At 68.7% G+C, this 26,732-nt stretch carries 1 protein-coding gene; it reads left to right on the top strand.

Features of this window, described 5'->3' with window-relative positions:
• Positions 1 to 146: 146 nt before the first annotated feature.
• Complete coding sequence (locus HGB39_RS01760; RefSeq protein ID WP_168442915.1) at positions 147 to 26,726, top strand: non-ribosomal peptide synthase/polyketide synthase; 26,580 nt, start codon at positions 147 to 149, stop codon at positions 26,724 to 26,726.
• Positions 26,727 to 26,732 lie beyond the last annotated feature (6 nt).

Here is a 26,732-nt window from a genome sequence, read left to right as displayed (position 1 = left end):
GCGACGATGGGGTCTGTGCGCCCTGTTGACGGCGAACGAATTTTCTGGGGGGCGGGGAAAAGCTACCGCCTCCCGCCTTCGCGAGCCAGGATCAGGACGCGGTCACGCTGTGAGCGGTCGGGGATACCTTATGGGGAGGAACCGCCGTGAAGCCCGTCGACACGCGAAAGCCGGCTACACACGATTCGGGCGCGGTGCCCTTCCCGCTGTCTGCGGCGCAGCGTGCCACCTGGTTCGCGCAGCAACTCGACCCCGCGGTGCCGATCTCGGTAGCGCACTACGTGGAACTGCACGGCGACCTCGACATCGACCTGTTGCGACGGGAGACCATCGCGGTGGCCCGCGAGTTCCAGTCGCCGTTCCTCAAGGTCGTCGAGGTCGACGGCCGGCCGATGCAGTACGTGGACCACACCACCGACACGTCCATCGCCGTCATCGACTTTCGCGGTGAGGACGATCCGGTCGCTGCAGCGCACGAATGGATGGACCGGGACTACCAGGCCCCACTCGATCTCGACACGGATCGACTGTTCGAGACCTCGATCCTCTGCGTGGGAGAGTCGCACTACCTGTGGTACAGCCGCATTCACCACGTCGCGCTCGACGGTTACGGCGCCATGACACTGATCAACCGCATCGCGCACCGGTACTCGGCCTCGATGTCCGGTCGCGAACCGGATCCGAATCGAGCCGCGACCCTGCACGAGCTGTACGACGTCGACGCCCGCTACCGGTCCTCCGACCGCTTCGTGGCCGATCGGGAGTACTGGGCGAAACGAGTCGAGGCAGTCGAAGGATCGACCCTGGCCGACGCGACCGCGACCGCGCCCGCACTCGCCAGGAGCAAGGTCGAGAGTGCCCTGCTGTCCGAGGCGGCCGTTTCCGGAATCCACAACGCCGACAGTCAGGCAAACGCCACCGCGGCAGTCACGATCATCGCCGCCTTCGCCTGCTACCTGTCGCGGATCACGGCGAAAACCGATGTTCTCGTGAATGTTCCGATGTCCGGCCGGACCACGTCGGTGCTGCGCAACTCCGGCGGCATGATGGTCAACGTCGCACCGCTGCCGATCACGGTCGACGAGGACGAGACGGTCGCGGACCTCGTGTCGCGGGTCAGGCGAGAACTGATGGGCGCGTTGCGGCATCAGCGGTGCAGTATCGAGGACATCCGCCGCGACGTGGGCACGGGCACTGGCGCCGAACTCCACGGCCCCATGGTCAACGTCATGCTGTTCCATCAGAACGTCCAACTGGGCCCGCTGGTCGGCGAATACCACATCGTCACGTCGGGTCCGGTGGAAGATCTGCTGGTCAACGTGTACCCGAGCGGGACGCCGGCCGAGATCTTCGTCGATTTCCGGGCCAACCCGAACCGGTACGAGGATTCGGCACTGCGCCTGCATCACCGGCACTTCGTCGAACTGCTGGAAGAGTTCATCTCGGCCGGCCCGCAGGCCCGGGTCGCGACGATTCACGAGGCCACGGCCCTCGACGGTGCGCGACGACGCCTCGCGGCGCACCAACTCGAGTACTGGAAGGATCGGCTGTCGGGGATGCCGGAAGTGCTGAATCTGCCGTCCGATCGGCCTCGCCCCGCCGCGCAAACCCGGGGGGAGGACCGCGTCGACGTTGCGATCGGTGCAGAGGCACATGCCGGAGTGGTGGCCCTGGCGCGGGAACACGACACCACCACGTTCTCGGTGCTGCACGCGGCCTTCACCGTTCTGCTGAGCCGGCTGTCGGGTGCCTCGGATGTGGCGATCGGAACGACGACCGTGGTGGACGACGGCCGGAGCCGGAACCTCGTGGTGCTCCGTAACCGCGTCGAACCGGACACCTCCTTCACTCATCTCCTCGGCCACGTCCGCGATGTCGACCAGGCGGCGTTCGAGCACCGCGACGTCCCTTTCGAACAGGTGGTCCGGACACTCGCGCTCAGCGATTCGCCCGCATACTCGCCGATCGTCCAAGTCCTGTTCGAGTGCCGCGAGGGGGCGGAGACCTCCGGGGTCGGCCGATTCGACCTGCGGGTGACCGCGACCGAGGCCGTCGACGCCGACGGCACCCCGTCCGGGATCACGGCGACACTCGGGTTCGCCACCGATCTGTTCGACCCCGGGACGGTACGTGGCCTCGGCGAACGGTTCCGCCGAATCCTGCAGACGGTCACCGGCGACCCGGCGCTCGCCGTCGGCGACATCGACATCCTGTCCGATACCGAACACGCGACCCTCGTTCCGGTCTCCGGCGTGCCGGGACGTCCGGGTCGCACGCTTTCCGAATTGTTCTCAGCGGCAGCACGAACCAATCCCACCGGTGTCGCGCTCTCGTATCGCGGTGTCGAGGTGACGTACCGAGAATTGGACGAGCGCTCGAACCAGTTGGCACGCGTCCTCGCCGAACGCGGCATCGGGCCGGAGAACTTCGTGGCACTGGGCTTGACTCGCTCGATCGAGTCGGTTCTGTCGATGCTGGCGGTGGCCAAGTCTGGTGCGGCCTACGTGCCGGTGGACCCGAACTACCCGGCCGAACGCATCGAGCACATGCTCGACGATTCGGGCGCTGCGCTGGGGGTGACGGTGTCCGCCGTGCGTTCCCGGCTACCGGACGCCATTCCGTGGCTGGTGCTCGACGACGAAGAATTCCGGTCGCTCTGTGCGACGCAGCCGGAATCCGCCGTGACCGACGCGGAGCGGACGCGGCCTCTCCGCGTGGAGAATCCGTCGTACGTGATCTACACGTCCGGTTCCACGGGCCGGCCCAAAGGCGTCGTGGTCACACACGGTGGCCTGGACGACTTCGCGGCCGAGCAGCGCTCACGATCCGGGGCCACACAGACGTCCCGGATTCTGCACTTCTCCACACCGAGTTTCGACGCGTCCGTATCCGAGTACCTGCACGTGTTCGCCGCCGCCGCCACCATGGTGATCGTTCCGCCCACGATCTACGGCGGCGCCGAGTTGTCCCGCCTCCTGACGTCGGAACGGGTCACCCACGGATTCGTCACCACTGCCGCGCTCGGAACGGTCGAGCCGGACGGACTCGCCGACTTCCGGGACGTGGTGTTCGGTGGCGAGGCGTGCCCGCCGGAACTGGTGAAGCGGTGGGCGCCCGGTCGCAGATTGTGCAACGCGTACGGGCCCAGCGAGGCGACCGTCATGTCGAACATCAGTGCACCGTTGTCACCGGACGGAGCCATCACACTGGGCGGTCCGCTCCGCGGATTCCACGAGGTCGTCCTCGATGCGCGGTTGAACCCGGTGCCGGTCGGCGTGGCCGGGGAGCTGTACGTCGCGGGCGACGCCCTCGCTCGCGGATATCACGGTAAATCAGCGTTGACGGCGGAACGGTTCGTGGCCAACCCCTTCGGCGGCCCCGGCGACCGGATGTATCGCACCGGGGACGTGGTGCGGTGGCGAACCGACCGCACGCTGGAATACCAGGGCCGCAGCGATTTCCAGGTGAAGGTACACGGCTTCCGCATCGAGCTCGGTGAGATCGACACCGTCCTCCATACCCATCCGCGGGTGCGGACCGCAGTGACGATGCCGCGAACGGCACCGTCCGGCGACACGGTGCTCGTGTCGTACGTGCTGCCGGCAGCAGGGAAACAGCTGGCGACTGCCGAGTTGATCGACTATGCCGCAGAGCAATTGCCGACGTACATGGTGCCGGCAGCGATCGTGATTCTGGACGAGATCCCGATGACACCGGTGGGGAAGCTCGATCGTGCCGCATTGCCGGCGCCGGAATTCCTCTCCACGGCCACCGAGTTCCGTGCGCCCGTCACTCCGGTGGAACGGGCCGTCGCGCGAGTGTTCGCCGACGTGCTGGGTGTGGAACGAATCGGCCTCGACGACAGCTTCTTCGACCTCGGCGGAAATTCACTGGTCGCGACGAAAGTGGTCGCGCGGGTCAACGCCGCACTCGGCGCCGACCTCGTGGTGCGGACCCTGTTCGAGGCGCCGACGGTGGAGGCATTGGCGGGATGGATCGAGGGTGCCCACGCGAGGCGCCCCGACCGCCCGGACCTGGTGGCGCGGACACGCCCCGACCGGATCCCGCTGTCGCTTGCCCAGCAACGTATGTGGTTCGTCAATCAGTACGACACCTCGTCGCCCGCCTACAACATTCCGATGGCGCTGCGACTGTCCGGAACGCTCGACGTGGAGGCGCTCCGGGCGACGGTGGCGGATGTCCTCGAACGACACGAATCGCTCCGCACGGTGTATCCGGCGTCGGTGGACGGACCGCATCAAGTGATCCTGTCACCGGGGGAGGTAATTCCGGATCTGGAGCCGACGGTCTGCGAAGACGAGGACGCAGTGCGCGCGCGGATCGCCGAGTCGACTGCTCAGGGCTTCGACGTGAGCACCGAGGTGCCCGTGCGTGGTGCCCTGTTCCGGACCGGTCACGACGAGCACGTCCTCATGCTGGTGGTGCACCACATTTCGGCGGACGGAGCGTCGCTGGCCCCGCTCGCCCACGACCTGATGGTGGCGTACTCGGCGCGGCTACAGCAGCAGGCTCCCGACTGGCGGCCACTCCCGGTGCAGTACGCCGACTACAGCCTGTGGCAGCGGGCGGCCCTCGGCAGCGACGAGAATCCCGGCAGCATGATGTCGGCGCAGTTGGAGTACTGGAAGCAGACGCTGTCCGGGCTCCCCGACGCGATGGATCTTCCATTGGACCGGCCGAGGCCCGCGGACAGAGCGCTCCGGGGTGGGATCGTCCGGTTTTCGGTGTCGGCGGAAGATCATCGGGAGCTTCTCCTCCTCGCGCGGCAACACAATTCCACGATGTTCATGGTGATGCATGCGGTGCTGGCGGTGTTGGCGGCGCGGCTGAGCGGTTCCGGCGACATCGCGATCGGGACGCCGATCGCCGGGCGGGGCGAGGAAGCACTCGACGACGTGGTGGGGATGCTCGTCAATACCCTGGTCCTGCGGACGATCGTCGAGCCTGCCGCAACGTTCGGCGAGGTGCTGTCCCGGGCGCGGGAAGCGGATCTGGCGGCGTTCGGTCATTCCGAGGTGCCCTTCGAGAGCGTGGTGGACGCGGTCGCACCGACCCGCTCGACCGCGTATTCACCGCTGTTCCAGGTTCTGCTGGAGTTCCAGAACACCGCCCCGGCGCACCTCGACCTGCCGGGACTGACGGTGGAGATCCTCGACGTCGATTCCGGTGTGTCCAAGTTCGATCTGCAGTTGACCCTCGCGGAGCGCTACGACGCGTCCGGGATGGCAGCAGGCATCGAGGCGTCGTTCACGTTCGCGTCGGATGTGTTCGATCCGGACACGGTCGTGGGATTCGGGGAGCGGTTCCTCCGGATTCTGGCGGGAGTGATTGCGGATCCGGATGCGCCAGTGGGTGATGTGGAGGTTCTGGGGCCGGGTGAGCGGGCGTTGGTGGTGGGTTCGTGGAATGCGACGGGTCACCTGGTGCCCCACATCACCCTCGCCGACCTGCTCGATGCGCAGGTGGGTCGGACCCCGGATGCTGCGGCGGTGGTGTGTGGCGGGACGGTGTTGTCGTATGGGGAGTTCGGTGCGCGGGTGAATCGGTTGGCGCGGTTCCTGATCGGGGCGGGGGTGGGTCCGGAGTCGTCGGTGGGTGTGGCGGTGCGTCGTTCGGTGGAGATGCTGGTGGGGATGTACGCGGTGGTGAAGGCGGGTGGGGCGTATGTCCCGATCGATCCGGATCAGCCTGCCGAGCGGGTGGGGTTTGTGGTGGCGACGGCGGATCCGGTGTTGGTGCTGACCACATCTGGGGATGGGGTGGTGGTGCCTGCGGGTGTGCGGGTGGTGGAACTCGACACCCTGGATGTGTCGGGGTTTTCGGTCGGTGTGGTGGGGGATGGGGAGCGGTTGTCGCGGTTGCGTCCTGCTCATCCGGTGTATGTGATCTTCACGTCGGGGTCGACGGGTCGGCCGAAGGGGGTGGCGGTTCCGCACGAGGGTGTGGTGAATCGGCTGTTGTGGATGCAGGAGCGGTACCCGCTGACGTCGGAGGACGTGATCCTGCAGAAGACGCCGGTGACGTTCGATGTGTCGGTGTGGGAGTTGTTCTGGCCGTTGATCGTCGGGGCGCGGTTGGTGATCGCGGAGCCGGACGGGCACCGCGACCCGGCCTATCTTGTGAACGCGATAGCCGAGAATGACGTCACGACAGCACATTTCGTCCCCTCGATGTTGGCCGTATTCACCGCGGAACCGGCAGTGACGCGATGCACGAGCCTGCGGCGTGTGTTCGCCTCGGGTGAGGCGTTGCCCGCGCGGACGGCGTCGAGGATGCGGACACTGGTACCCGGTGCCCGGCTCCACAACTTGTACGGTCCGACGGAGGCGTCGGTGGATGTCACGTTCCACGAGGTGACGGAGGCGGATCGGAGGGTGGTGCCGATCGGGGCGCCGGTGTGGAATACGCAGACGTTGGTGCTGGACGGGCGGTTGCGGCCGGTGCCGGTGGGGGTGGCGGGGGAGTTGTATCTCGGGGGTGTGCAGTTGGCGCGGGGGTATCGGGGGCGGCCGGATTTGACGGCGGATCGGTTCGTGGCGAATCCGTTCGGTGCGGGTTCGCGGTTGTATCGGACGGGGGATCGGGTTCGGTGGTTGCCGGGTGGGGAGTTGGAGTATCTGGGGCGTACGGATTTTCAGGTGAAGTTGCGGGGTCAGCGGGTCGAGTTGGGGGAGATCGAGGCGGTGTTGTTGCGCCGGGAGGATGTGGCGCAGGCGGTGGTGGTGCTGCGCGGCGATGGGTCGTCGGGGGAGTATCTGGCGGGGTATGTGGTGCCGGTGGCCGGGGCGGTGGTGGACGAGCGGGTGGTGCGGGAGTGGGCTGCGGTGGCGTTGCCGGGGTTCATGGTGCCGTCGGTGGTGGTGGTGCTGGCGGAGTTGCCGGTGACGGTGAACGGCAAACTCGACCGCAAGGCCCTGCCCGAACCAGATTTCGGCAGCGCTACTGTGGGTTTCGTCGCTCCCCGAACCCCGATCGAGGGAATAGTGGCCGCCGTGTGCGCCGACCTGCTCGGTGTCCCGAGGGTAGGCGTGAACGACGACTTCTTCGCCCTCGGCGGAAACTCTCTGATCGCCACCAGGTTGGTCGCGCGGATCAATGCGGCCGTCGGGGACCGGATCGGTATTCGCGACGTATTCGACGCCCCCACCGTGGCCGGTCTGGCGGCGCTGGCCGAGGCGCACGACGGGCTGGAGGCCCGACCACCGCTGAAGCCCAGGGAAGGTACCGCGGAAGTCCCCGTGTCGCCCGCCCAGCAGCGGATGTGGTTCATCAACCAGTTCGACACCACCTCGTCCGCATACAACGTCGCGTTCGCGTTGAGGCTCGAGGGGCGGCTCGACGTGCGTGCGCTCCGGGCGGCGGTTGCCGACGTCATCGAACGGCACGAGGCCGTGCGGACGATCTTCCCGCTCACCGACGACGGGCCGCGCCAGGTGATCCTGCCCGCGGCGAGCGCGGTGCCCGACCTCGAACCGATCGCGGTGTCGGGGGAAGCCGAGTTCCGCGAACATTCGCGGAGAGTGCTGTCCGCAGGATTCGACGTGACGACGCAGGTGCCGTTGCGCGCACGACTGTTCAGCCTCGACGCGGACGTGCACGTGCTCGCGGTGGTGGTGCATCACATCGCGGCCGACGGCTTCTCGATGGCACCGCTGGCCCGCGACGTCATGGACGCGTACGTGTCCCGGGTGAACGGGTCGGCCCCGGAGTGGGCCCCGCTCGAGGTGCAGTACGCCGACTACGCGCTGTGGCAGCGCGAGTGGCTGGGATCGGAATCCGATGAGAATTCGCCCATTTCCCGACAGCTGACGTATTGGACCACCACGCTGTCGGATCTGCCCGAAGTGCTGGAGTTGCCCACGGATCGTCCCCGTCCCACCGTCCGGTCACTTCGCGGCGGCCACGTCGAGTTCGTGATCGGACCCGAGGTTCATGCCGGTGTGGTCAGGCTGGCACGGCAACACACCACGACGGTGTTCATGACGTTGCATGCCGCGTTGGCGATCATGCTGGCACGCGTGAGCGGTGCAGACGACATCGCCGTCGGGACGCCGATCGCCGGTCGCGGCGAGCGCGAACTCGACGACGTGGTGGGCATGTTCGTCAACACCCTCGTCCTGCGCACCCACGTCGACGGCGGCGCCACCTTCTCCGAGTTCCTGGCCGGCGTTCGGGAAGCCGATCTGGGCGCCTTCACCCACGCGGAGGTCCCGTTCGAGCGGGTGGTGGAAGTCCTGAGTCCTTCCCGGGTGACGGCGTACGCGCCGCTCTTCCAAGTGATGCTGGAGTTCCAGGACATCGAGCGTCCCACTCTGGAATTGCCGGATCTGCAGGTGCGGAACATCGAACTCGAGATCGACACCGTCAACTTCGATCTGCAGTTGACGCTGGCCGAGAACGTCGATGCCGACGGCAACCCGACCGGCATTGCCGCGGGACTGGGCTACGCGACCGATCTCTTCGACGAGGATACGGTGCTCGGCTTCGCGGAACGACTCGTGCGCATTCTCGAGGCGGTCACGGCCGACCCCGGCGCCCGGGTCGGAGACATCGACATTCTCGGACCGCTGGAGCGTGCCGTACTGTCCCCGGTGACGGGCGGTGCGGCGGTAGCGGCACGGACGCTGCCGGATCTGATGGCCGAGGCGGCCGCGAACGATCCGGAGGCCCCCGCGTTGGTCTTCGACGGGCGTGTCGTGCGCTACGGGGACCTCGACAGGCGATCGAACCAGTTGGCCCGCATGTTGATCGAGCGCGGCGTCGGCCCGGAATCCGTCATCGCCCTGTGTGTGCCGCGGTCCGTCGAATCCGTCCTGGCCGTCTGGGCGGTGGCCAAGTCGGGGGCCGCCTTCCTTCCGGTGGATCCGGACCATCCGGCCGCACGGATCGAATTCATGCTCACCGACTCCGGCGCCGTGTGGGGTGTGACGGGCTCGGCGCAACGCGGCGCACTTCCGGACGCGGTGCCGTGGCTGGTGCTGGGCGACCCGGGTCTCGAGGACAGGCTGTCGCACTATCCGTCGTCGCCGGTCACCGATGACGAGCGGACGTCGACGATTCGGATCGACAATCCCGCCTACCTCATCTACACCTCGGGGTCGACCGGCAGGCCCAAAGGTGTGGTCACCACGCACCGCGGTCTCGCCGCCTTCGCCGCCCAGGAGAGGGAGACGTTCGGTACGACACCCGAATCCAGAACGCTGCACTTCGCATCGCCGAGCTTCGACGCGTCCGTTCTCGAACTGCTGCTGGCGGTCGGCGCGGCAGCCACGATGGTGATCGCACCGCCGTCCGTCTACGGCGGTGCCGAATTGGCGCAGTTGCTGGAATCCGAGCGGGTCACGCACTGCTTCGTCACTCCGGCGGCCCTGGCGTCGGTCGACCCCGACGGTCTCACCGCCCTCGAGTGCGTGGTGACGGGCGGCGAGGCGTGTCCGCCCGAACTGGTCCGGCGGTGGGCGCCGGGCCGTCGCATGTTCGACGCGTACGGTCCGACCGAGTCGACCGTCGTGTCGAGCATCAGCGACGAACTGGTACCGGGGGCTCCGGTCACGATCGGCACGCCCACGCGTGGTTTCGCCGAGGTCGTGCTGGACTCGCGACTGCACCCGGTGCCGGCCGGTGTCGCAGGAGAGTTGTATCTCGCAGGTCCCGCCCTCGCACGCGGGTACCGCCGGCGGTACCCACTGACCGCCGAACGCTTCGTCGCCGACCCCTTCGGCCCGCCCGGAAGCCGGATGTATCGCACCGGCGACCGGGCACGCTGGCTTCCCGACGGTCAGTTGGAGTACCTCGGGCGCACCGATGCCCAGGTGAAGATCCGGGGCTTCCGCATCGAACTCGGTGAGGTCGAGTCGGTGCTGCTCGCGCACGACTCCGTGGCCCACGCGGTCGCGAGCGTGTGGAACGGGGACGGCGGCGGCGATCGGCTGATCGGGTACCTGGTGCCCGCACCGGATGCGACGGTCGATACGAGGGCTGTCCTCGACTTCGTCGGGGGCAGGTTGGCGTCGTACATGGTGCCGGCGGCGCTGGTGACACTCAAAGCGCTTCCCCTGACGGTGCACGGAAAGCTCGACCGCACAGCGCTTCCGGCCCCGGACTTCGCGGGTTCCGCGAGTCGGCCGCCGCACACCGAGACCGAGGAGCTTCTCGCCGGACTGTTCGAGGAGGTGCTCGGACTGGACTCGGTGGGCGTGGACGACTCGTTCTTCGCCCTCGGCGGTGACAGCATCATGTCGATACAGCTGGTGGCCCGCGCACGGTCCGCCGGTGTGATCCTCTCTCCCCGAGACGTGTTCGACCACCGAACGGTCGCCGGCCTCGCCACGGCGGCGCGATTCGACAGCGACGGCGCAGTGGCTCTCGACGAGCTGCCGGGCGGTGGCGTCGGCACCCTGCCGCTGACACCCGTCGCGCGCTGGACGTTCGAGCGCAGCAGCGGGCGGCTCGACAGGTTCTCGCAGGCGCTGTTGCTGGCGGCCCCCGCCGGTCTCACCCACGAGGTCCTCGTCCGCGCCGTCGAGGCGGTACTGGACCGGCACGACATGCTCCGCGCGCGTGTGTCCGCGGACGAGATGGACGTGCTGCCGGCGGGCTCGGTGCCCGCGGACGCACTGGTCCGTCGGGTGCCGGTCGACACGGTGACGGGAGACGACTTCACCGCGCTCGCGACCACGGAACTCGATGCTGCGGCCGACCACCTGGACCCCGCCGCGGCCCGCATGGTGCGGGTGGTCTGGTTCGACGTCCCAGGCGACGTCGGGCGACTGCTCGTGGTGGTGCACCACCTCGTTGTCGACGGCGTCTCCTGGCGCATCCTCGTCGCGGATCTCGCGTCGGCGTGCAGCCGACTCCAGGCCGGTCTCACCCCGGAGTTGCCGGCAGTCGGAACGTCGATGCGGCGGTGGTCGCACGGCCTGTCCGAAGCGGCGCGGCACCGGACCGGTGAACTGGCATCGTGGGAGACGATCCTCGACGGCCCGGACCCGCTGATCGGTTCGCGCCCAATGGATCCCGCGATCGACGTCGACGCGACCGTCGGCACCGTCAGGGTCGACGTGTCGTCGTCGGTGACCGGCGCCCTGCTCACCACGCTTCCGGACGCGTTCCACGGGAGCGTGGGCGACGGGTTGCTCGCCGCGGTCACGCTGGCACTGATCGCCTGGCGACGGGAACGGGACGCCCCCGTGTCGGACGCGCTGATCACCCTCGAGGGGCACGGCCGCGAGGAGCAGGTCGTCTCCGGCGCGGACCTGTCGCGTACCGTCGGCTGGTTCACCACCGTGTATCCGGCGCGGTTGGATCTCACCGGAATCGACGTCGACGACGCGATGGCAGGTGGTGTCGCGGCAGGGCAGGCGGTCAAGGCTGTCAAGGAGCAGTTGCTCGCGATCCCGGATCACGGGATCGGCTTCGGACTACTGCGCTACCGGGGCGACGAGACGGCGCAGTCCCTCAGCCGATTCCCGGCTCCGCAAGTGAGTTTCAACTATCTCGGTCGAGTGACCACCACGGACGGAGCCGAGGACTGGCTGCCGGTGGAGAGCACGCTCGGCGGCACCCGGAATCCCGACATGCCCGTCGCATCCGTGATCGACGTCAACGCCGTCGTCTCCGACAGTCCAGACGGACCCCGTCTGATGGCGTCGTTCGCATTTCCGACCGGGGTCCTCCGCGAGGCGGAGGTCGCGGCGTTCGCGGATCTGTGGCGCCGCGCCCTCGCCGGAGTTGCCGCGCACGCGTCACGACCGGATGCGGGCGGGCTGACACCGTCCGACGTTCCGCTGGTCTCGGCGAACCAGCAGCAGATCGAGCGCTGGGAGGAGCGTTTCCCGGCACTGCGGGACGTGTGGTCGTTGTCTCCGCTGCAGTCCGGGTTGCTGTTCCATGCTTCCCTGGCCGCGGAGTCGATGGACGTCTACACCGCCCAACTGCGCATCGACCTCGAGGGTGCGGTCGACGCCGAACGTCTGCGCGCCGCCGCGGCAGGGCTGCTGGCCCGCCACCCCAGCCTGCGGACCGCGTTCGTCTACGACGACGGGGTGCCCGCGCAACTGGTGGTCGACACGGTGGACGTGCCGTGGCGGGAAGTGGATCTCACCGTCGAGGGGTCGGCCCCCGGCACGGAACTCGAGCGCCTGCTCGACGAGGACCGCAGTGCCAGGTTCGACGTCGCCCGGCCGCCCCTGCTCCGGCTGACCCTGTTCCGCACCGCACCGGGACGCTTCGTGCTGGCGGTCACGAATCATCACATCATCCTCGACGGCTGGTCGATGCCGTTGCTGGTGCGGGAACTGCTGGTTCGTTATGCCGCCGACGGCGACCCGGCCGGACTGCCGGACCCGCCCTCGTACCGCACGTATCTGGAATGGGTGGCGAGCCGGGACGCGGAGGCATCGGCGCGGGCCTGGGAACGAGCGCTCGACGGTGTCGAGGAGCCGACGCTGGTGGCGCCGCACGCGTCTGCGGCGCTCTACGGTGTGCCCCACGAACTCGACGTCGAACTGCCCGCCCCGCTGCGCGACGGACTCGCCACGGCGGCGGAATGCGCCGGCGTCACCATGAACACGGTGATCCAGGCGGCGTGGGGGATGCTGTTGTCCCGGTCGCTCTCCCGCGACGACGTGGTCTTCGGTGCCACCGTGTCCGGTCGTCCGCCGCAGCTGTCCGGTGTCGAGAACATGCTGGGACTGTTCATCAACACGGTGCCCGTGCGAGTACGGGTGGACCCGGACGAGAGTGTCGCGCGACTGCTCGCCCGCCTGCAGGACGAGCAGACGTCCCTGCTCGACCACCATCACCTCGGCCTCGGCGAAATTCAGTCGCGGGTGGGTCTGGGCAATCTGTTCGACACACTGTCGGTGTTCGAGTCGTTCCCGATCGACACGTCCGGGCTGGACGAGAACACCGACATCGGGGGCATGCGGGTGACCGGTCTCGATGCCCGCGACGCCACGCACTATCCGCTCACTCTGCTGTCGATCCTCGAACCACGGCTGCGATTGAGTCTGCGCTACCAGCCGGGAGCCGTCGACCGGGACGAAGCCGCAGCGCTCGCCGACCGCCTCGTCCGGATTCTGGCGACGATCGCCGGCGACGTGGACACCGCGGTCGGTGATGTGGAGGTTCTGGGGCCGGGTGAGCGGGCGTTGGTGGTGGGTTCGTGGAATGCGACGGGTCACCTGGTGCCCCACATCACCCTCGCCGACCTGCTCGATGCGCAGGTGGGTCGGACCCCGGATGCTGCGGCGGTGGTGTGTGGCGGGACGGTGTTGTCGTATGGGGAGTTCGGTGCGCGGGTGAATCGGTTGGCGCGGTTCCTGATCGGGGCGGGGGTGGGTCCGGAGTCGTCGGTGGGTGTGGCGGTGCGTCGTTCGGTGGAGATGCTGGTGGGGATGTACGCGGTGGTGAAGGCGGGTGGGGCGTATGTCCCGATCGATCCGGATCAGCCTGCCGAGCGGGTGGGGTTTGTGGTGGCGACGGCGGATCCGGTGTTGGTGCTGACCACATCTGGGGATGGGGTGGTGGTGCCTGCGGGTGTGCGGGTGGTGGAACTCGACACCCTGGATGTGTCGGGGTTTTCGGTCGGTGTGGTGGGGGATGGGGAGCGGTTGTCGCGGTTGCGTCCTGCTCATCCGGTGTATGTGATCTTCACGTCGGGGTCGACGGGTCGGCCGAAGGGGGTGGCGGTTCCGCACGAGGGTGTGGTGAATCGGCTGTTGTGGATGCAGGAGCGGTACCCGCTGACGTCGGAGGACGTGATCCTGCAGAAGACGCCGGTGACGTTCGATGTGTCGGTGTGGGAGTTGTTCTGGCCGTTGATCGTCGGGGCGCGGTTGGTGATCGCGGAGCCGGACGGGCACCGCGACCCGGCCTATCTTGTGAACGCGATAGCCGAGAATGACGTCACGACAGCACATTTCGTCCCCTCGATGTTGGCCGTATTCACCGCGGAACCGGCAGTGACGCGATGCACGAGCCTGCGGCGTGTGTTCGCCTCGGGTGAGGCGTTGCCCGCGCGGACGGCGTCGAGGATGCGGACACTGGTACCCGGTGCCCGGCTCCACAACTTGTACGGTCCGACGGAGGCGTCGGTGGATGTCACGTTCCACGAGGTGACGGAGGCGGATCGGAGGGTGGTGCCGATCGGGGCGCCGGTGTGGAATACGCAGACGTTGGTGCTGGACGGGCGGTTGCGGCCGGTGCCGGTGGGGGTGGCGGGGGAGTTGTATCTCGGGGGTGTGCAGTTGGCGCGGGGGTATCGGGGGCGGCCGGATTTGACGGCGGATCGGTTCGTGGCGAATCCGTTCGGTGCGGGTTCGCGGTTGTATCGGACGGGGGATCGGGTTCGGTGGTTGCCGGGTGGGGAGTTGGAGTATCTGGGGCGTACGGATTTTCAGGTGAAGTTGCGGGGTCAGCGGGTCGAGTTGGGGGAGATCGAGGCGGTGTTGTTGCGCCGGGAGGATGTGGCGCAGGCGGTGGTGGTGCTGCGCGGCGATGGGTCGTCGGGGGAGTATCTGGCGGGGTATGTGGTGCCGGTGGCCGGGGCGGTGGTGGACGAGCGGGTGGTGCGGGAGTGGGCTGCGGTGGCGTTGCCGGGGTTCATGGTGCCGTCGGTGGTGGTGGTGCTGGCGGAGTTGCCGGTGACGGTGAACGGCAAACTCGACCGGAAAGCGCTGCCGAAACCGGAATTCGGCACGCGCACCGTCGGATACCGCGCCCCCACCACACCCGCGGAGGAAGCGATCGCCACCGCCTTCGCCGCCGTCCTCGATGTCGACCGCGTCGGGGCCGACGACAGCTTCTTCGACCTCGGGGGAGACTCGCTCAGTGCCACCCGGGTGGTGGGACGCATCAACAGCGCACTGGACACGACTCTGGGTGTCGCGGCGCTGTTCGACGCACCCGTGGTGTCCGATCTGGCCGTCCGGATCGACTCGGACGTGAGGACGAGTTCCGGCTCCCCGGCACTCACCGCGACGGCGCGGCCCGAGCGGATTCCCCTTTCCGTCGCGCAACAGCGGATGTGGTTCGTCAACCAGTTCGACACCTCCTCACCGGCCTACAACATCCCGGTCGCCCTGCAGTTGGACGGCGTGGTGGACCTGGCTGCGCTACAAGCGGCACTCGGCGACGTCATGGAACGCCACGAGTCGCTGCGGACCGTGTTTCCCGGTTCCGCCGACGGCCCCCGGCAGGTGATCGTCGACTCCACGCTCGCGACCCCCGACCTCGATCCGGTCCCCGTTGCCGAAGGAGCCCTTCACGACTCGCTCACCGCATTCTTCGGCGTGGGATTCGACGTCACCGAGGACCTTCCGATCCGGGTGAGGCTGTGCACACTCACTCCCGAGCGGCACGTCCTCGCCCTCGTCGTGCACCACATCGCGGCCGACGGCTTCTCGATGGCGCCCCTGGCGCGCGACCTGACGCTCGCCTACACCGCCCGCGCACAGCAGCAGGCACCCGGCTGGGCGCCGCTGCCCGTGCAGTACGCCGACTACAGCCTGTGGCAGCGACAGGTACTGGGCACCGAAGACCAGCCCGATTCGGTGATGTCCGGTCAGCTCGGGTACTGGGCCCGGACATTGTCGGGCATCCCGGACGTGCTGCCACTGCCCCTGGACCGGCCCCGACCCGTCCACCGGTCCTTCCTCGGGGCCGTCGTCCCGTTCGACATCCCGCCATCCGTCCACGAAGCTCTGGCCGATCTTGCACGACAGCACAATTCGACGCTGTTCATGGTGGTGCACGCCACGCTGGCCGTGCTGCTGGAGAGGGTGTCGGGATCGGACGACGTGGTGGTGGGAACCGCGGTCGCGGGCCGGGGCCACGCGGCACTCGACGACGTCGTGGGGATGTTCGTCAACACGCTGGTGCTCCGCACACCGGTGGCGCCGGGATCGTCGTTCGCCGACGTGCTCACCGCCGTGCGGTCGGTGGACCTCCGCGCGTTCGAGCACGCAGACCTTCCCTTCGAGCGGCTGGTGGACGAACTCGCACCCGAGCGGTCGACCGCGCACTCACCCCTGTTCCAGGTGTTGCTCGAATTCCAGAACGCCACCCGAACCCACCTGGAACTGCCCGGGTTGACCGCCCGGTCGCTCGACGTCGATCTGGACGTCGCGAAGTTCGATCTGCAGCTGAGCCTGGTGGAGCGGGTCGACGAGCAGGGCGTGCCGGCCGGGATCAGCGCCGGCCTCCGCTACGCGACCGATGTGTTCGATCGCGCGTCGGTGGAGAGTTTCGCCGAGCGCTTCGTGCGGGTGATCGAGGCCGTGACCACCGACCCGACCGCACCCGTCGGGGACGTCGACATCCTCCACGCGCCCGAACGCGAGCTCCTGCTCACCGCCGCGCATCGGCCGGGGACCGATGTCCCACCGCTGTCGCTCGTGGATGCGTTCGATCGCATGGTGGCATCCGCGGGCGATGCCGTCGCGGTGCGCTGCGACGACGCTTCGGTGACGTACCGCGAGCTCGACGACCGGGCCAACCGGCTCGCGAGACTGCTGGTGGAACAGGGGGCAGCCGCGGAAAACCTGGTGGCGGTGGGGATGACGCGGTCGATCGACCTCGTCGTGGCACTGCTGGCGGTGGTGAAGTCGGGCGCCGGGTACCTTCCGGTGGACGTGGCCTCTCCTGCCGAGCGGTTGGCCTTCCTGCTCGGCGACGCCCGGCCGAAGTGTGTGCTCACCACGACCGCGGACGCCGAGACCTTCCGCGGCGCCGGGGTTCCGGTGGTTGTGGTGGACGATCCCGAGACAGTGACTGCGCTGCAGCAGCTGTCGTCGCTGCCGGTCACCGACACCGACCGCCGTGCTCCGCTGCACCTGGACTCGGTGGCGTACGTGATCTACACGTCCGGTTCCACCGGGCAGCCGAAGGGCGTGCAGGTCTCGCACCGCAACGTGATCACGTTGCTGGCGAACACCCAGACGCTGTTCGGATTCGGACCGGCCGACGTGTGGACCATGTTCCATTCCGCCGCGTTCGACTTCTCGGTGTGGGAAATGTGGGGAGCGCTCGCGCACGGCGGACGGCTGGTGCTGGTGGACTACTTCACGGCGCGCTCACCCGCGAAGTTCCTCGAACTATTGCGCGACGAAGCAGTCACGGTCGTGAATCAAACCCCCACCGCCTTCTACCAATTGGCGGAGGCCGATCGTCTCGCCGGTGGTCCCGGCCTGTCGCTGCGGTACGTCATCTTCGGCGGGGAGGCCCTCGAGTTCGGCCAGTTGCGGCGCTGGTACGCACGCCGGGGCGACACCGCGCCGGTCCTGGTCAACATGTACGGCATCACGGAAACCACCGTGCACGTCAGCCACCTGCCGATCGCCCGGGACGTCGTCGAGGAGGAGCCCGCCTCCGTGATCGGCCGGGGACTGCCCGGACTGCGCGTGTACGTGCTCGACGGACGACTGCATCCGGTGCCGCCGGGCGTGGTCGGGGAGATGTACGTCTCCGGGGCGCAGGTCGCACGTGGCTATCTCGGCCGGCAGGCCCTCACGTCCGGCCGATTCGTCGCCGACCCCTTCACTCCCGGGGCCCGGATGTACCGGTCCGGCGACCTGGGCAGGTGGAACGGGCACGGACAGCTGGAATACCTCGGCCGCAACGACCTCCAGGTGCAGGTCAAGGGCTACCGGATCGAACTCGGTGAGGTGGAGTCGGCGCTGCTCGCGTGCGAGGGGGTGGCGCAGTCTGCGGTGACGGCACGCGGGGACCGGTTGGTGGGGTACGTGGTGCCGGAGACCGGTGTCGCGATCGACCCGGCGGCGATCATCGATACGGCCGCCGAGCGATTGGCGTCGCATATGGTGCCGGCCGCCGTGGTGGTTCTCGACGAGATGCCGCGGACGGTGAACGGCAAACTCGATCGGAAAGCTCTGCCCGAACCGGACTTCGGACAGCGAATGACCGTGGGCCGCGGTCCGGTCACCGAGACGGAACGGACCCTCGTGGAGCTGTTCGCGGAGGTCCTCGGCCTCGACTCGGTGGGGGTGGACGACTCGTTCTTCGCCCTCGGCGGGGATTCGATCATGTCCATCCAGCTGGTCACCCGCGCCAAGGCCGCCGGGATACTGATTTCGCCGCGCGAGGTGTTCGAGCGCAAAACCGTTGCCGGGCTGGCCGCGGCGGCCGGAACGGATGACGGGACGGTGGTTCTCGACGAGCTGCCCGGGGCCGGGATCGGCGAGATTCCGCTGACTCCGATCGTGCGGTGGATGCTCGCCCGGGGTGGGGATTTCCGCCGCTACTCGCAGTCCGCTCTGTTCACGCTGCCCGCCTCGGTGGACGACGACACCCTGACGGCGGCGCTGCAGGCCGTGCTGGATCGGCACGACCTGTTGCGGGCGCGGTTGTACCGCACGTCCCGCACCGAAGAGGGCTGGTCGATGGAGGTGCAGGCCGAAGGATCGGTGCGGGCGGCGAGCGTTCTCCGCCGGGGCCGGGTGGACGATGTCGGCGCCGAACTCGACAGTGCCCTCGATCGGCTCGACCCGGAGTCGGGCGTGATGCTGCAGGCGGTCTGGCTGGACGGCGACCATCCGAGTCGCGTGTTGATCGTCGTCCATCATCTGGCGATGGACGGTGTGTCCTGGCGGATCCTGATCCCCGACCTCGCCGCGGTGTGCGCGCAACTGCAGTCCGGCGCGGAACCGGCGCTCGAGCCACCGGGAACGTCGATGCGCCGGTGGGCACACGCACTCGCCGACGCCGCGCGCGAACCCCAGCGCACCGCCGAGGTCGAACTGTGGCGGGGAATGCTGAACGCGCCCGACCCGCTGCTGGGGTCGCGCCCGGTGACCGTGTCGGACACCGCTGCGACCGCCGCGCACTTCGCGGTACGAGTTTCTGCCCCGTTGACCGAGACCCTCCTGACAACCGTGCCGCGGGCCTTCCACGCCGGTGTGGGAGATGCGCTGCTGACGGCACTGACCATGGCGCTGACGAGTTGGCGGCGACGCCGCGGGATCGAACTCCCCGGCGCGCTGGTGGGTCTCGAGGGACACGGTCGAGAGGAGCACGTGGTGCCGGGCGCGGATCTCGCGCGCACGATCGGCTGGTTCACCACCCTCTTCCCGGTGCGACTCGATCTGAGCGGGGTGGACCTCGACGACGCGTTCGCCGCGGGCCCGTCCGCGGGGGTCGCGCTCAAGTCCGTGAAGGAGCAACTCCTCGCCGTTCCCGACCACGGCATCGGTTTCGGACTACTCCGGTACCTGAACGACGAGACGGCGCACGTTCTTTCACCGCTGCCGACGCCTCAGGTCAGCTTCAACTACCTCGGCAGAATGGGCCGGACCGCCACGGAGACCGACGAGGGGTGGGTGCCGGTCGAGGAACCCGGACTGCGCGAGAAGTCGGCGGTGCCCGTCGCGGCCGTCGTCGACGTCAACGCGATGACCGTCGACTCGGGCGACGGCCCCCAGCTGAACTCCACGTGGACCTACCCTCCGGGCGTCCTCACCCACGAGGAGGTCGAGGAACTCGCGCAGCTATGGCTGCAGGCGCTCGCTGCTCTCGGCACGCATACGGAGTCGGGTGGCGGTGGGTTCACGCCGTCGGATCTCGATCTCGTCGAACTTCGAGAGGATGCGATCGAGGACCTCGAACACATCTGTCCGGACCTGACGGACGTGTGGCCGCTGTCGCCCCTGCAGTCCGGCATGCTCTTCCACTCCGAACTCGCCGACGACTCCCTCGACGCCTACCTGGTGCAGGTGAGCCTCGAACTCGAGGGCGCCGTGGATCCGCATCGACTGCGCCGCGCGGCCGACGCCCTGCTGGACCGGCACGCCAATCTGCGCGCCTGCTTCCGGCACGACGTCGACGGCAACGCAGTTCAGGTGATCCGTCGAAGGGTGGAGGCGCCCTGGCGCGAGGTCGATCTCACGGCTCTCGACGAGGACGCTGCGGCGTCCGAGGTCGCGCGACTACTGGCCGAGGACCGGGGTCGCCCGTTCGACCTGACGCGTGCCCCGCTGATCCGGTTCCTGTTGATCGCTACCGCGCCGAACCGCTACCGGCTGGTGTCGACGAACCACCACATCCTCCTCGACGGCTGGTCGATGCCGCTGCTGGTCCGGGAGTTGCTGACGCTGTACGCCACCGACGGGGACCCGTCGCCGCTGCCCCGCGTTCGCGGGTACCGCGACTACCTGGGGTGGATGAGCCGCCGAGATCAGGGCGCCTCCCGTGAGGTGTGGGCTCGGGCCCTCGCCGGGGTGGACGGACCGACGTTGCTGGCCCACTCGGACCGGGGACGGCGGTTGTCCACGATGTCCGACGAGTTCGTCTTCGACCTGGACGAGGACCACACCACCCGCCTGCGCGACGTCGCGCGTTCGCGGGGACTGACCGTCAACACGCTCGTTCAGGTCTCCTGGGGGATTGTGCTGGGTACGTTGACCGCCCGAGACGACGTGCTGTTCGGCGCCACCGTCTCGGGGCGGCCCCCCGAGTTGACCGGCATCGAGACGATGGTCGGACTGTTCATCAACACACTGCCCGTCCGGGTGAGGCTGCGCCCCGACGACACGGTGGGCGCCCTGCTGGAACGGGTGCAGGCCGAGCAGGCGGCGTTGCTGGATCACCACCACCTCGGGCTGGCCGAAATCCAGAGTGCCGCCGGACCGGAGGTCGGATTCGACACGTTGACGGTGTTCGAGTCGTACCCCGTCGACCGCGCCGGGCTCTCCACCGAGACCGACATCGCCGGAATGCGCGTCGCCGGAGTGGACGCGCGAGATGCGGCCCACTATCCGTTGAGTCTCGTGGCATCCGCCGACGCTCGTCTGCGCCTGAAGTTCGAGTACCTCCCGGACGTCTTCGACGCGGACACCATCGACGACATCGCCGGACGCGTGCTGCGAGTGCTCGACGCGTGCGCTCGTCCGGACCAGCCGCTGGCCGCGCTGTCGCTGCTGACCGACCGGGAGCGCGCCGATCTGGTGCCGGTCCGCGGCGGTCCGGGCGGGTCGACCCGCACGCTGCCGCAGATCCTCGAAGAGGGGGCCGCGCTCGATCCGGGGGCGATCGCACTGTCCTCCGAGGACGGCGACGTGAGCTACGGCGACCTGGACGAGCGGTCGAATCGCCTGGCGCGCGCACTCATCGCGCGGGGGGCGGGCCCGGAGACGTTCGTGGCCATCGGGATACCGCGGTCCCTCGACTCAGTGCTGTCGGTGTGGGCGGTGGCGAAGACCGGTGCGGCGTTCGTGCCGATCGATCCGAACTACCCCGACGAGCGCATCACGCACATGCTCGTCGATTCCGGAGTAACTCTCGGCGTGACCACGACCGAACACCGAGACCGGCTCCCGGGCACCGCGAACTGGCTGGCCCTGGACGAACCCGGCTTCGCGGCCGAGTGCGCCGAGCGCCCGGCGGCAGCCGTGACCGATGTCGACCGGAGCGGTCCGATCACGCTGGACACCGCGGTGTACGCCGTGTACACGTCGGGGTCCACGGGTGTGCCCAAGGGTGTGGTGGTCACCCATCGCGGACTGGACAACTTCGCTCTGGACCAGCTCGAACGTTTCGGTGCGACACCGCAGTCCCGGACTCTGCACTTCTCCACACCGAGTTTCGACGGGTCGGTGTTCGAGTACCTGCAGGCCTTCGGTGCCGGCGCGACGATGGTGATCGCGCCGCCCACCGTGTTCGGCGGCGACGAACTCGCGCGGCTTCTGGCCGACCGGGGCGTGACCCACGCCTTCATCACCACCGCTGCGTTGGCGTCACTCGATCCGGCCGGGCTGGCGCAGCTCACGGACCTGGTGTTCGGCGGCGAGGCCTGCCCGCCCGAACTCGTCGCCCGTTGGGCGCCGGGCCGCCGGCTGTACAACGCGTACGGACCGACCGAGACGACGATCATGTCCAACATCAGCGAGCCGATGGTCCCCGGGCACCCGATCACCATCGGCGGGCCGATCCGCGGGGTGACGGAACTGGTGCTCGACTCCCGGCTGCAACCGGTCCCCGTGGGGGTTCCGGGCGAGTTGTATCTCGCCGGGGCCGGTCTGGCCCGCGGCTACCACCGCCGACCGGCACTCACCGCCGAGCGGTTCGTCGCCGACCCCGTCCGTCCCGGGGAGAGGATGTATCGCACCGGTGACATCGTGCGGTGGACGGCAGACCACAGCATCGAGTACGTGGGCCGCACCGACTTCCAGGTGAAGGTGCGCGGTTTCCGAATCGAACTCGGCGAGATCGACTCCACCCTCATGTCGGAACCGGACGTCGGATTCGCCGCCACTCTCGCGCATCGCGGTCCTGCGGGAGACGCCCTGCTGGTGTCGTACGTCGTTCCGACGTCGGGTCGCTCCCTCGACACGGCGGTACTCACCCGGCACCTGGCGGACCGCCTGCCGTCCCACATGGTGCCCACCTCGATCACGGTTCTGGATCACATTCCACTGACGGCGGTCGGCAAGCTGGACCGCACGGCACTGCCCGAGCCCGATCTGCTCTCCGGGACGGGGCACGACCGGGTGCCGATCGGTCCGATCGAGGAAACGGTGGCCGGAGTCTTCGCGGACGTACTCGGGCTGGGGCGTGTCGGCGCCGACGCCGGTTTCTTCGACATCGGCGGAAACTCCCTGAGCGCCACCCGGGTGATGGCGCGGCTGCGAGCGCTGCTCGGCACCGAGTGCGGGGTGCGTGATCTGTTCGAGGCGCCCACGGTCGCCGCGCTGGCGGCACGGATCGAGCACGCCGGTGCGGAGCCGTCCGGACGACCGGTGCTCGCGGCCCGCGCCCGGCCCGAGGACATTCCGCTGTCGTTCGCGCAGCAGCGGATGTGGTTCGTCAACCAGCTCGACACCACCTCGGCCGCCTACAACATCCCGATCGTGGTGACACTCAGCGGGGACCTCGATGTGGGAGCGCTGAATTCGGCGCTCACCGATGTCGTCGCCCGGCACGAGTCGCTGCGCACGATGTTCCCGGTCCGCGGCGACTGGCCGGTTCAGCAGATCCTGCCCGCTGCGGGTGCGGTGCCCGCGCTGATCCCCGTCACCGTCTCGGACGAGCAGCTGCGGGAGGAAGTGACCCGGCTCGTCTCGGCGGGTTTCGATGTCACCGTGAGGCTTCCGTTGCGGGTCGGGCTGTATTCACTGAGCGCTACCGAGCACGTACTCGCCGTGGTGGTGCACCACATCTCGGCAGACGGGTTCTCGATGGTCCCGCTGGTGCGCGACGTGATGACGGCGTACGGCGCCCGCGTCTCCGGCGGCGCGCCCGACTGGGCGCCCCTGCCGGTGCAGTACGCCGATTACGCCCTGTGGCAACGGGAATCGCTGGGTTCGGACGACGACCCCCAGTCGCTGATATCGCGGCAACTCGACTACTGGACGATCGCGCTGGCCGGCGCCCCCGATCTCCTGGAACTCCCCACCGATCGGGATCGGCCGTCCCAGCAGTCCTTCCGCGGCGAGCGCATCCACTTCTCCGTCGACAGCGACCTTCACCGTCGCATCCGGGAGTTGTCGCGACGGCTCGGCTCCACCGAATTCATGACCGTGCACGCCGCCCTCGCGGTGTTGCTCAGCCGCCTCGGTGGAACTCCGGACGTCGCCGTCGGCACCCCGATCGCCGGCCGGGGAGAGCCCGCACTCGACGATCTGGTGGGCATGTTCGTGGGCACGCTCGCCCTGCGCACGCAGGTGGATGCGGCCGAGTCGTTCACCGCCCTTGCCGCGCACTGTCGCGACGTCGACCTCGGCGCCTTCGCGCATGCCGACGTTCCGTTCGAGCGGGTGGTGGAGGCGGTCGGGCCGACCCGATCGACGGCGTATGCGCCGCTCGTCCAGGTGTCGCTGGAATTCCAGAACAACGAGCGACCGGCCCTGACACTGCCGGGACTGGAAGTCCGTGGAATCGATCCCGGGCTCGCCGTGGTCAAGGTGGATCTCGAATTCCTCCTGGCGGAGGAGTTCGACGCGAACGGTGCGCCCGCGGGGATGAACGGCGCCGTCGACTTCGCCACCGATCTCTTCGACCCCGACACGGTCCGTGGCTTCGCCGACCGCTTCGTGCGGATCCTCGACGCCGTCACCGTGAACCCCGACCGGCCGATCGGCGACCTCCCCCTCCTCGACGAGGCGGAGCTGCGGGCGATGGTCCCTGCCCGCGGCGCGCCGGAGGTGCGCCCCGAGCTGTGGCCCGACCTGCTGACGGCCGCCGCCGCGCTCGACCCGGACTCGGTGGCCATGTCCCTCGAGGACCGGCGCGTGACCTACCGCCAACTCGACGAGTGGTCCAACCGGGTGGCCCGGGTTCTCCGCGACCGAGGGGTGGGACCGGAGACGTTCGTGGCTGTCGGCATGCCCCGGTCGATCGAGTCGGTGATCTCGATCTGGTCGATCACCAAGGCGGGCGCGGCGCTCGTACCCGTCGACCCCACCTACCCGCGCGACCGTATCGAATACATGCTCACCGATTGCCGGGCCGCGCTCGGCCTCACCGTGAGGAGTCGCCGGAGCACCCTGCCCGACACCGTTCCGTGGCTGGTCCTCGACGACGAGGACTTCGCCGCGCAGGCGGCGGACGTGTCGCCGGCACCGATCACCGACGAGGAGCGGACGAGGCCGCTGCACCTCGCCCACCCGGCCTATCTCATCTACACGTCGGGGTCGACCGGAAGACCGAAGGGCGTGACCGTCACCCACCGGGGCATGGCCGATTTCACCGCGGAGACCCACGAATGGTTCCAGGTCACGCACGAGTCCCGGGTCTCGCAGTTGGCGTCCCCGAGCTTCGACGCGTCGGTGTTCGAGCTGATGATGGCGTTCAGTGCGTCGGCGCGCGTCGTGATCGTGCCGCCTGCCGTCATCGGGGGCAGCGACCTGGCGGATCTGTTCCGTCGCGAGCAGGTGACCCATGCGACCATCACGCCGACCGCGCTGGCGGCCCTCGACAACGACGGACTCGATTCGCTCCGGGTCCTGGATCTGGTGGGCGAGGCGTGCCCGCCGGAAGTGGTGGCGCGGTGGGCGCCGGGGCGGAGCCTGCACAGCGGATACGGGCCCACGGAGACCACGATTCAGGCGAGCGTCAGCGCCGCGATGCGACCCGGTGAGGGCGTGAACATCGGGTCTCCCGCACGGGGTTTCGCGTTCCTGGTCCTCGACGAGAGACTGCAGCCGGTCCCGGTCGGCGTACCGGGCGAGTTGTACATCGCCGGACCGGGTATGGCACGCGGGTACCACAACCGGTCGGCGCTCACCGCGGAACGATTCGTCGCCTGCAATTTCGGGGAACCGGGCACCCGGATGTACCGGACCGGCGACGTGGTGCGCTGGCGGAAGACGGCAAGCGCACTCGAGTACATCGGCCGCAGCGACTTCCAGGTCAAGGTCCGTGGTTTCCGCATCGAACTCGGGGAGATCGACGCCGTGCTCGCCCGGCACCCGGCGGTTGCCTTCGCCGCCACCATCGGCCACACCGGCCCGTCCGGTGACACCGTGCTCGCCTCGTACGTGCGGGTTCAGGACGGGCAGGAGGTGGAGCCCGCGGGGCTGCGCACCTACGCGTCCGAGCGCCTGCCCACCCACATGGTGCCGTCCGCGGTGGTCGTTCTCGATCGGATTCCGATGACCCCGGTGGGCAAGCTCGACCGGAAGGCGTTGCCCGCCCCGGAATTCGGCTCGACCGGTGCGGCGTTCCGGGCACCGGCCACGGACAACGAGCGCATCGTCGTGGACGCCTTCGCGGAGGTACTCGGAGTGGACCGGGTGGGCACCGCGGACAGCTTCTTCGATCTCGGTGGAAATTCGCTCCTCGCCACCAGGATCGTCAGCGCACTGCAGGCGGCGTTGGATCGGAGGGTTCCGCTGCAGTGGATGTTCCTCGACCCGACACCGGCGGGAATCGCCCGCCGCCTCGACCTTCCACACCGGAGCGCCGGTATGGAAGAGGCACTCGCCGTGGTGATTCCGCTGCGTGCGCAGGGAAGCGGGCGACCGCTGTTCTGCGTGCATCCGGGCATCGGTCTGTCCTGGGGGTACGCAGGTCTGGTGCAGTATCTCCCTCCCGACCGGCCGGCATACGGACTGCAGCTGCCCACGATCAGCGGTGACGGCGACTACCGGACGATCGAGCAACTGGCCCACCGATACGTCGAGGAGATGCAGGCCATCCAGCCCACCGGACCGTACGACCTGCTCGGCTGGTCCCTCGGCGGGGTCATCGCGCACGCCATGGCGGTCGAACTGCAGAGGGCCGGCGAAGAGGTAGCGACACTCGCCGTCATGGACAGCTACCCCGTGGGCGGCGAGGACCCGCTGGTCGGCAGGCTGGAGATCCGGGACCTCCTGCGCGGGCTGGGACTCCAGACCGAGGGCGACGGTGAGATGACCTACGAGCACGCGGCCCGGTTGATCGACGAGTCGTTCGGGACCGAGACCGGAGTGCGCGGGCACGACCTCGAACGGATCACCGCGGGATACGAGAATTCGCGGTGGCTCGCCCACCACTTCGTGCCGCGGGTCTACGACGGGGACCTGCTCATCTTCCCCGCCAGCCGCGACGGGAACGGCGCGACCCGTGCGCGGTCGGCGGCCGAGTGGCGGCCGCTCGTGACCGGCCGGATCGACGAGCGGCCCGTGGACTGCGGGCACAACGAGATGATCGAGCCGCAGTCCCTCGCCGTCATCGGGCCGGTCCTGTCGCGCGCGCTCGCCGAACGGCCGTGAATCGGA

The sequence above is a fragment of the Rhodococcus opacus genome (assembly GCF_012396235.1).
GTDB classification, from domain to species: Bacteria; Actinomycetota; Actinomycetes; order Mycobacteriales; family Mycobacteriaceae; genus Rhodococcus_F; species Rhodococcus_F opacus.
The sequence above is the reverse complement of the archived record's forward strand: the minus strand, read 5'-3'. Positions and strand labels throughout refer to the sequence as shown.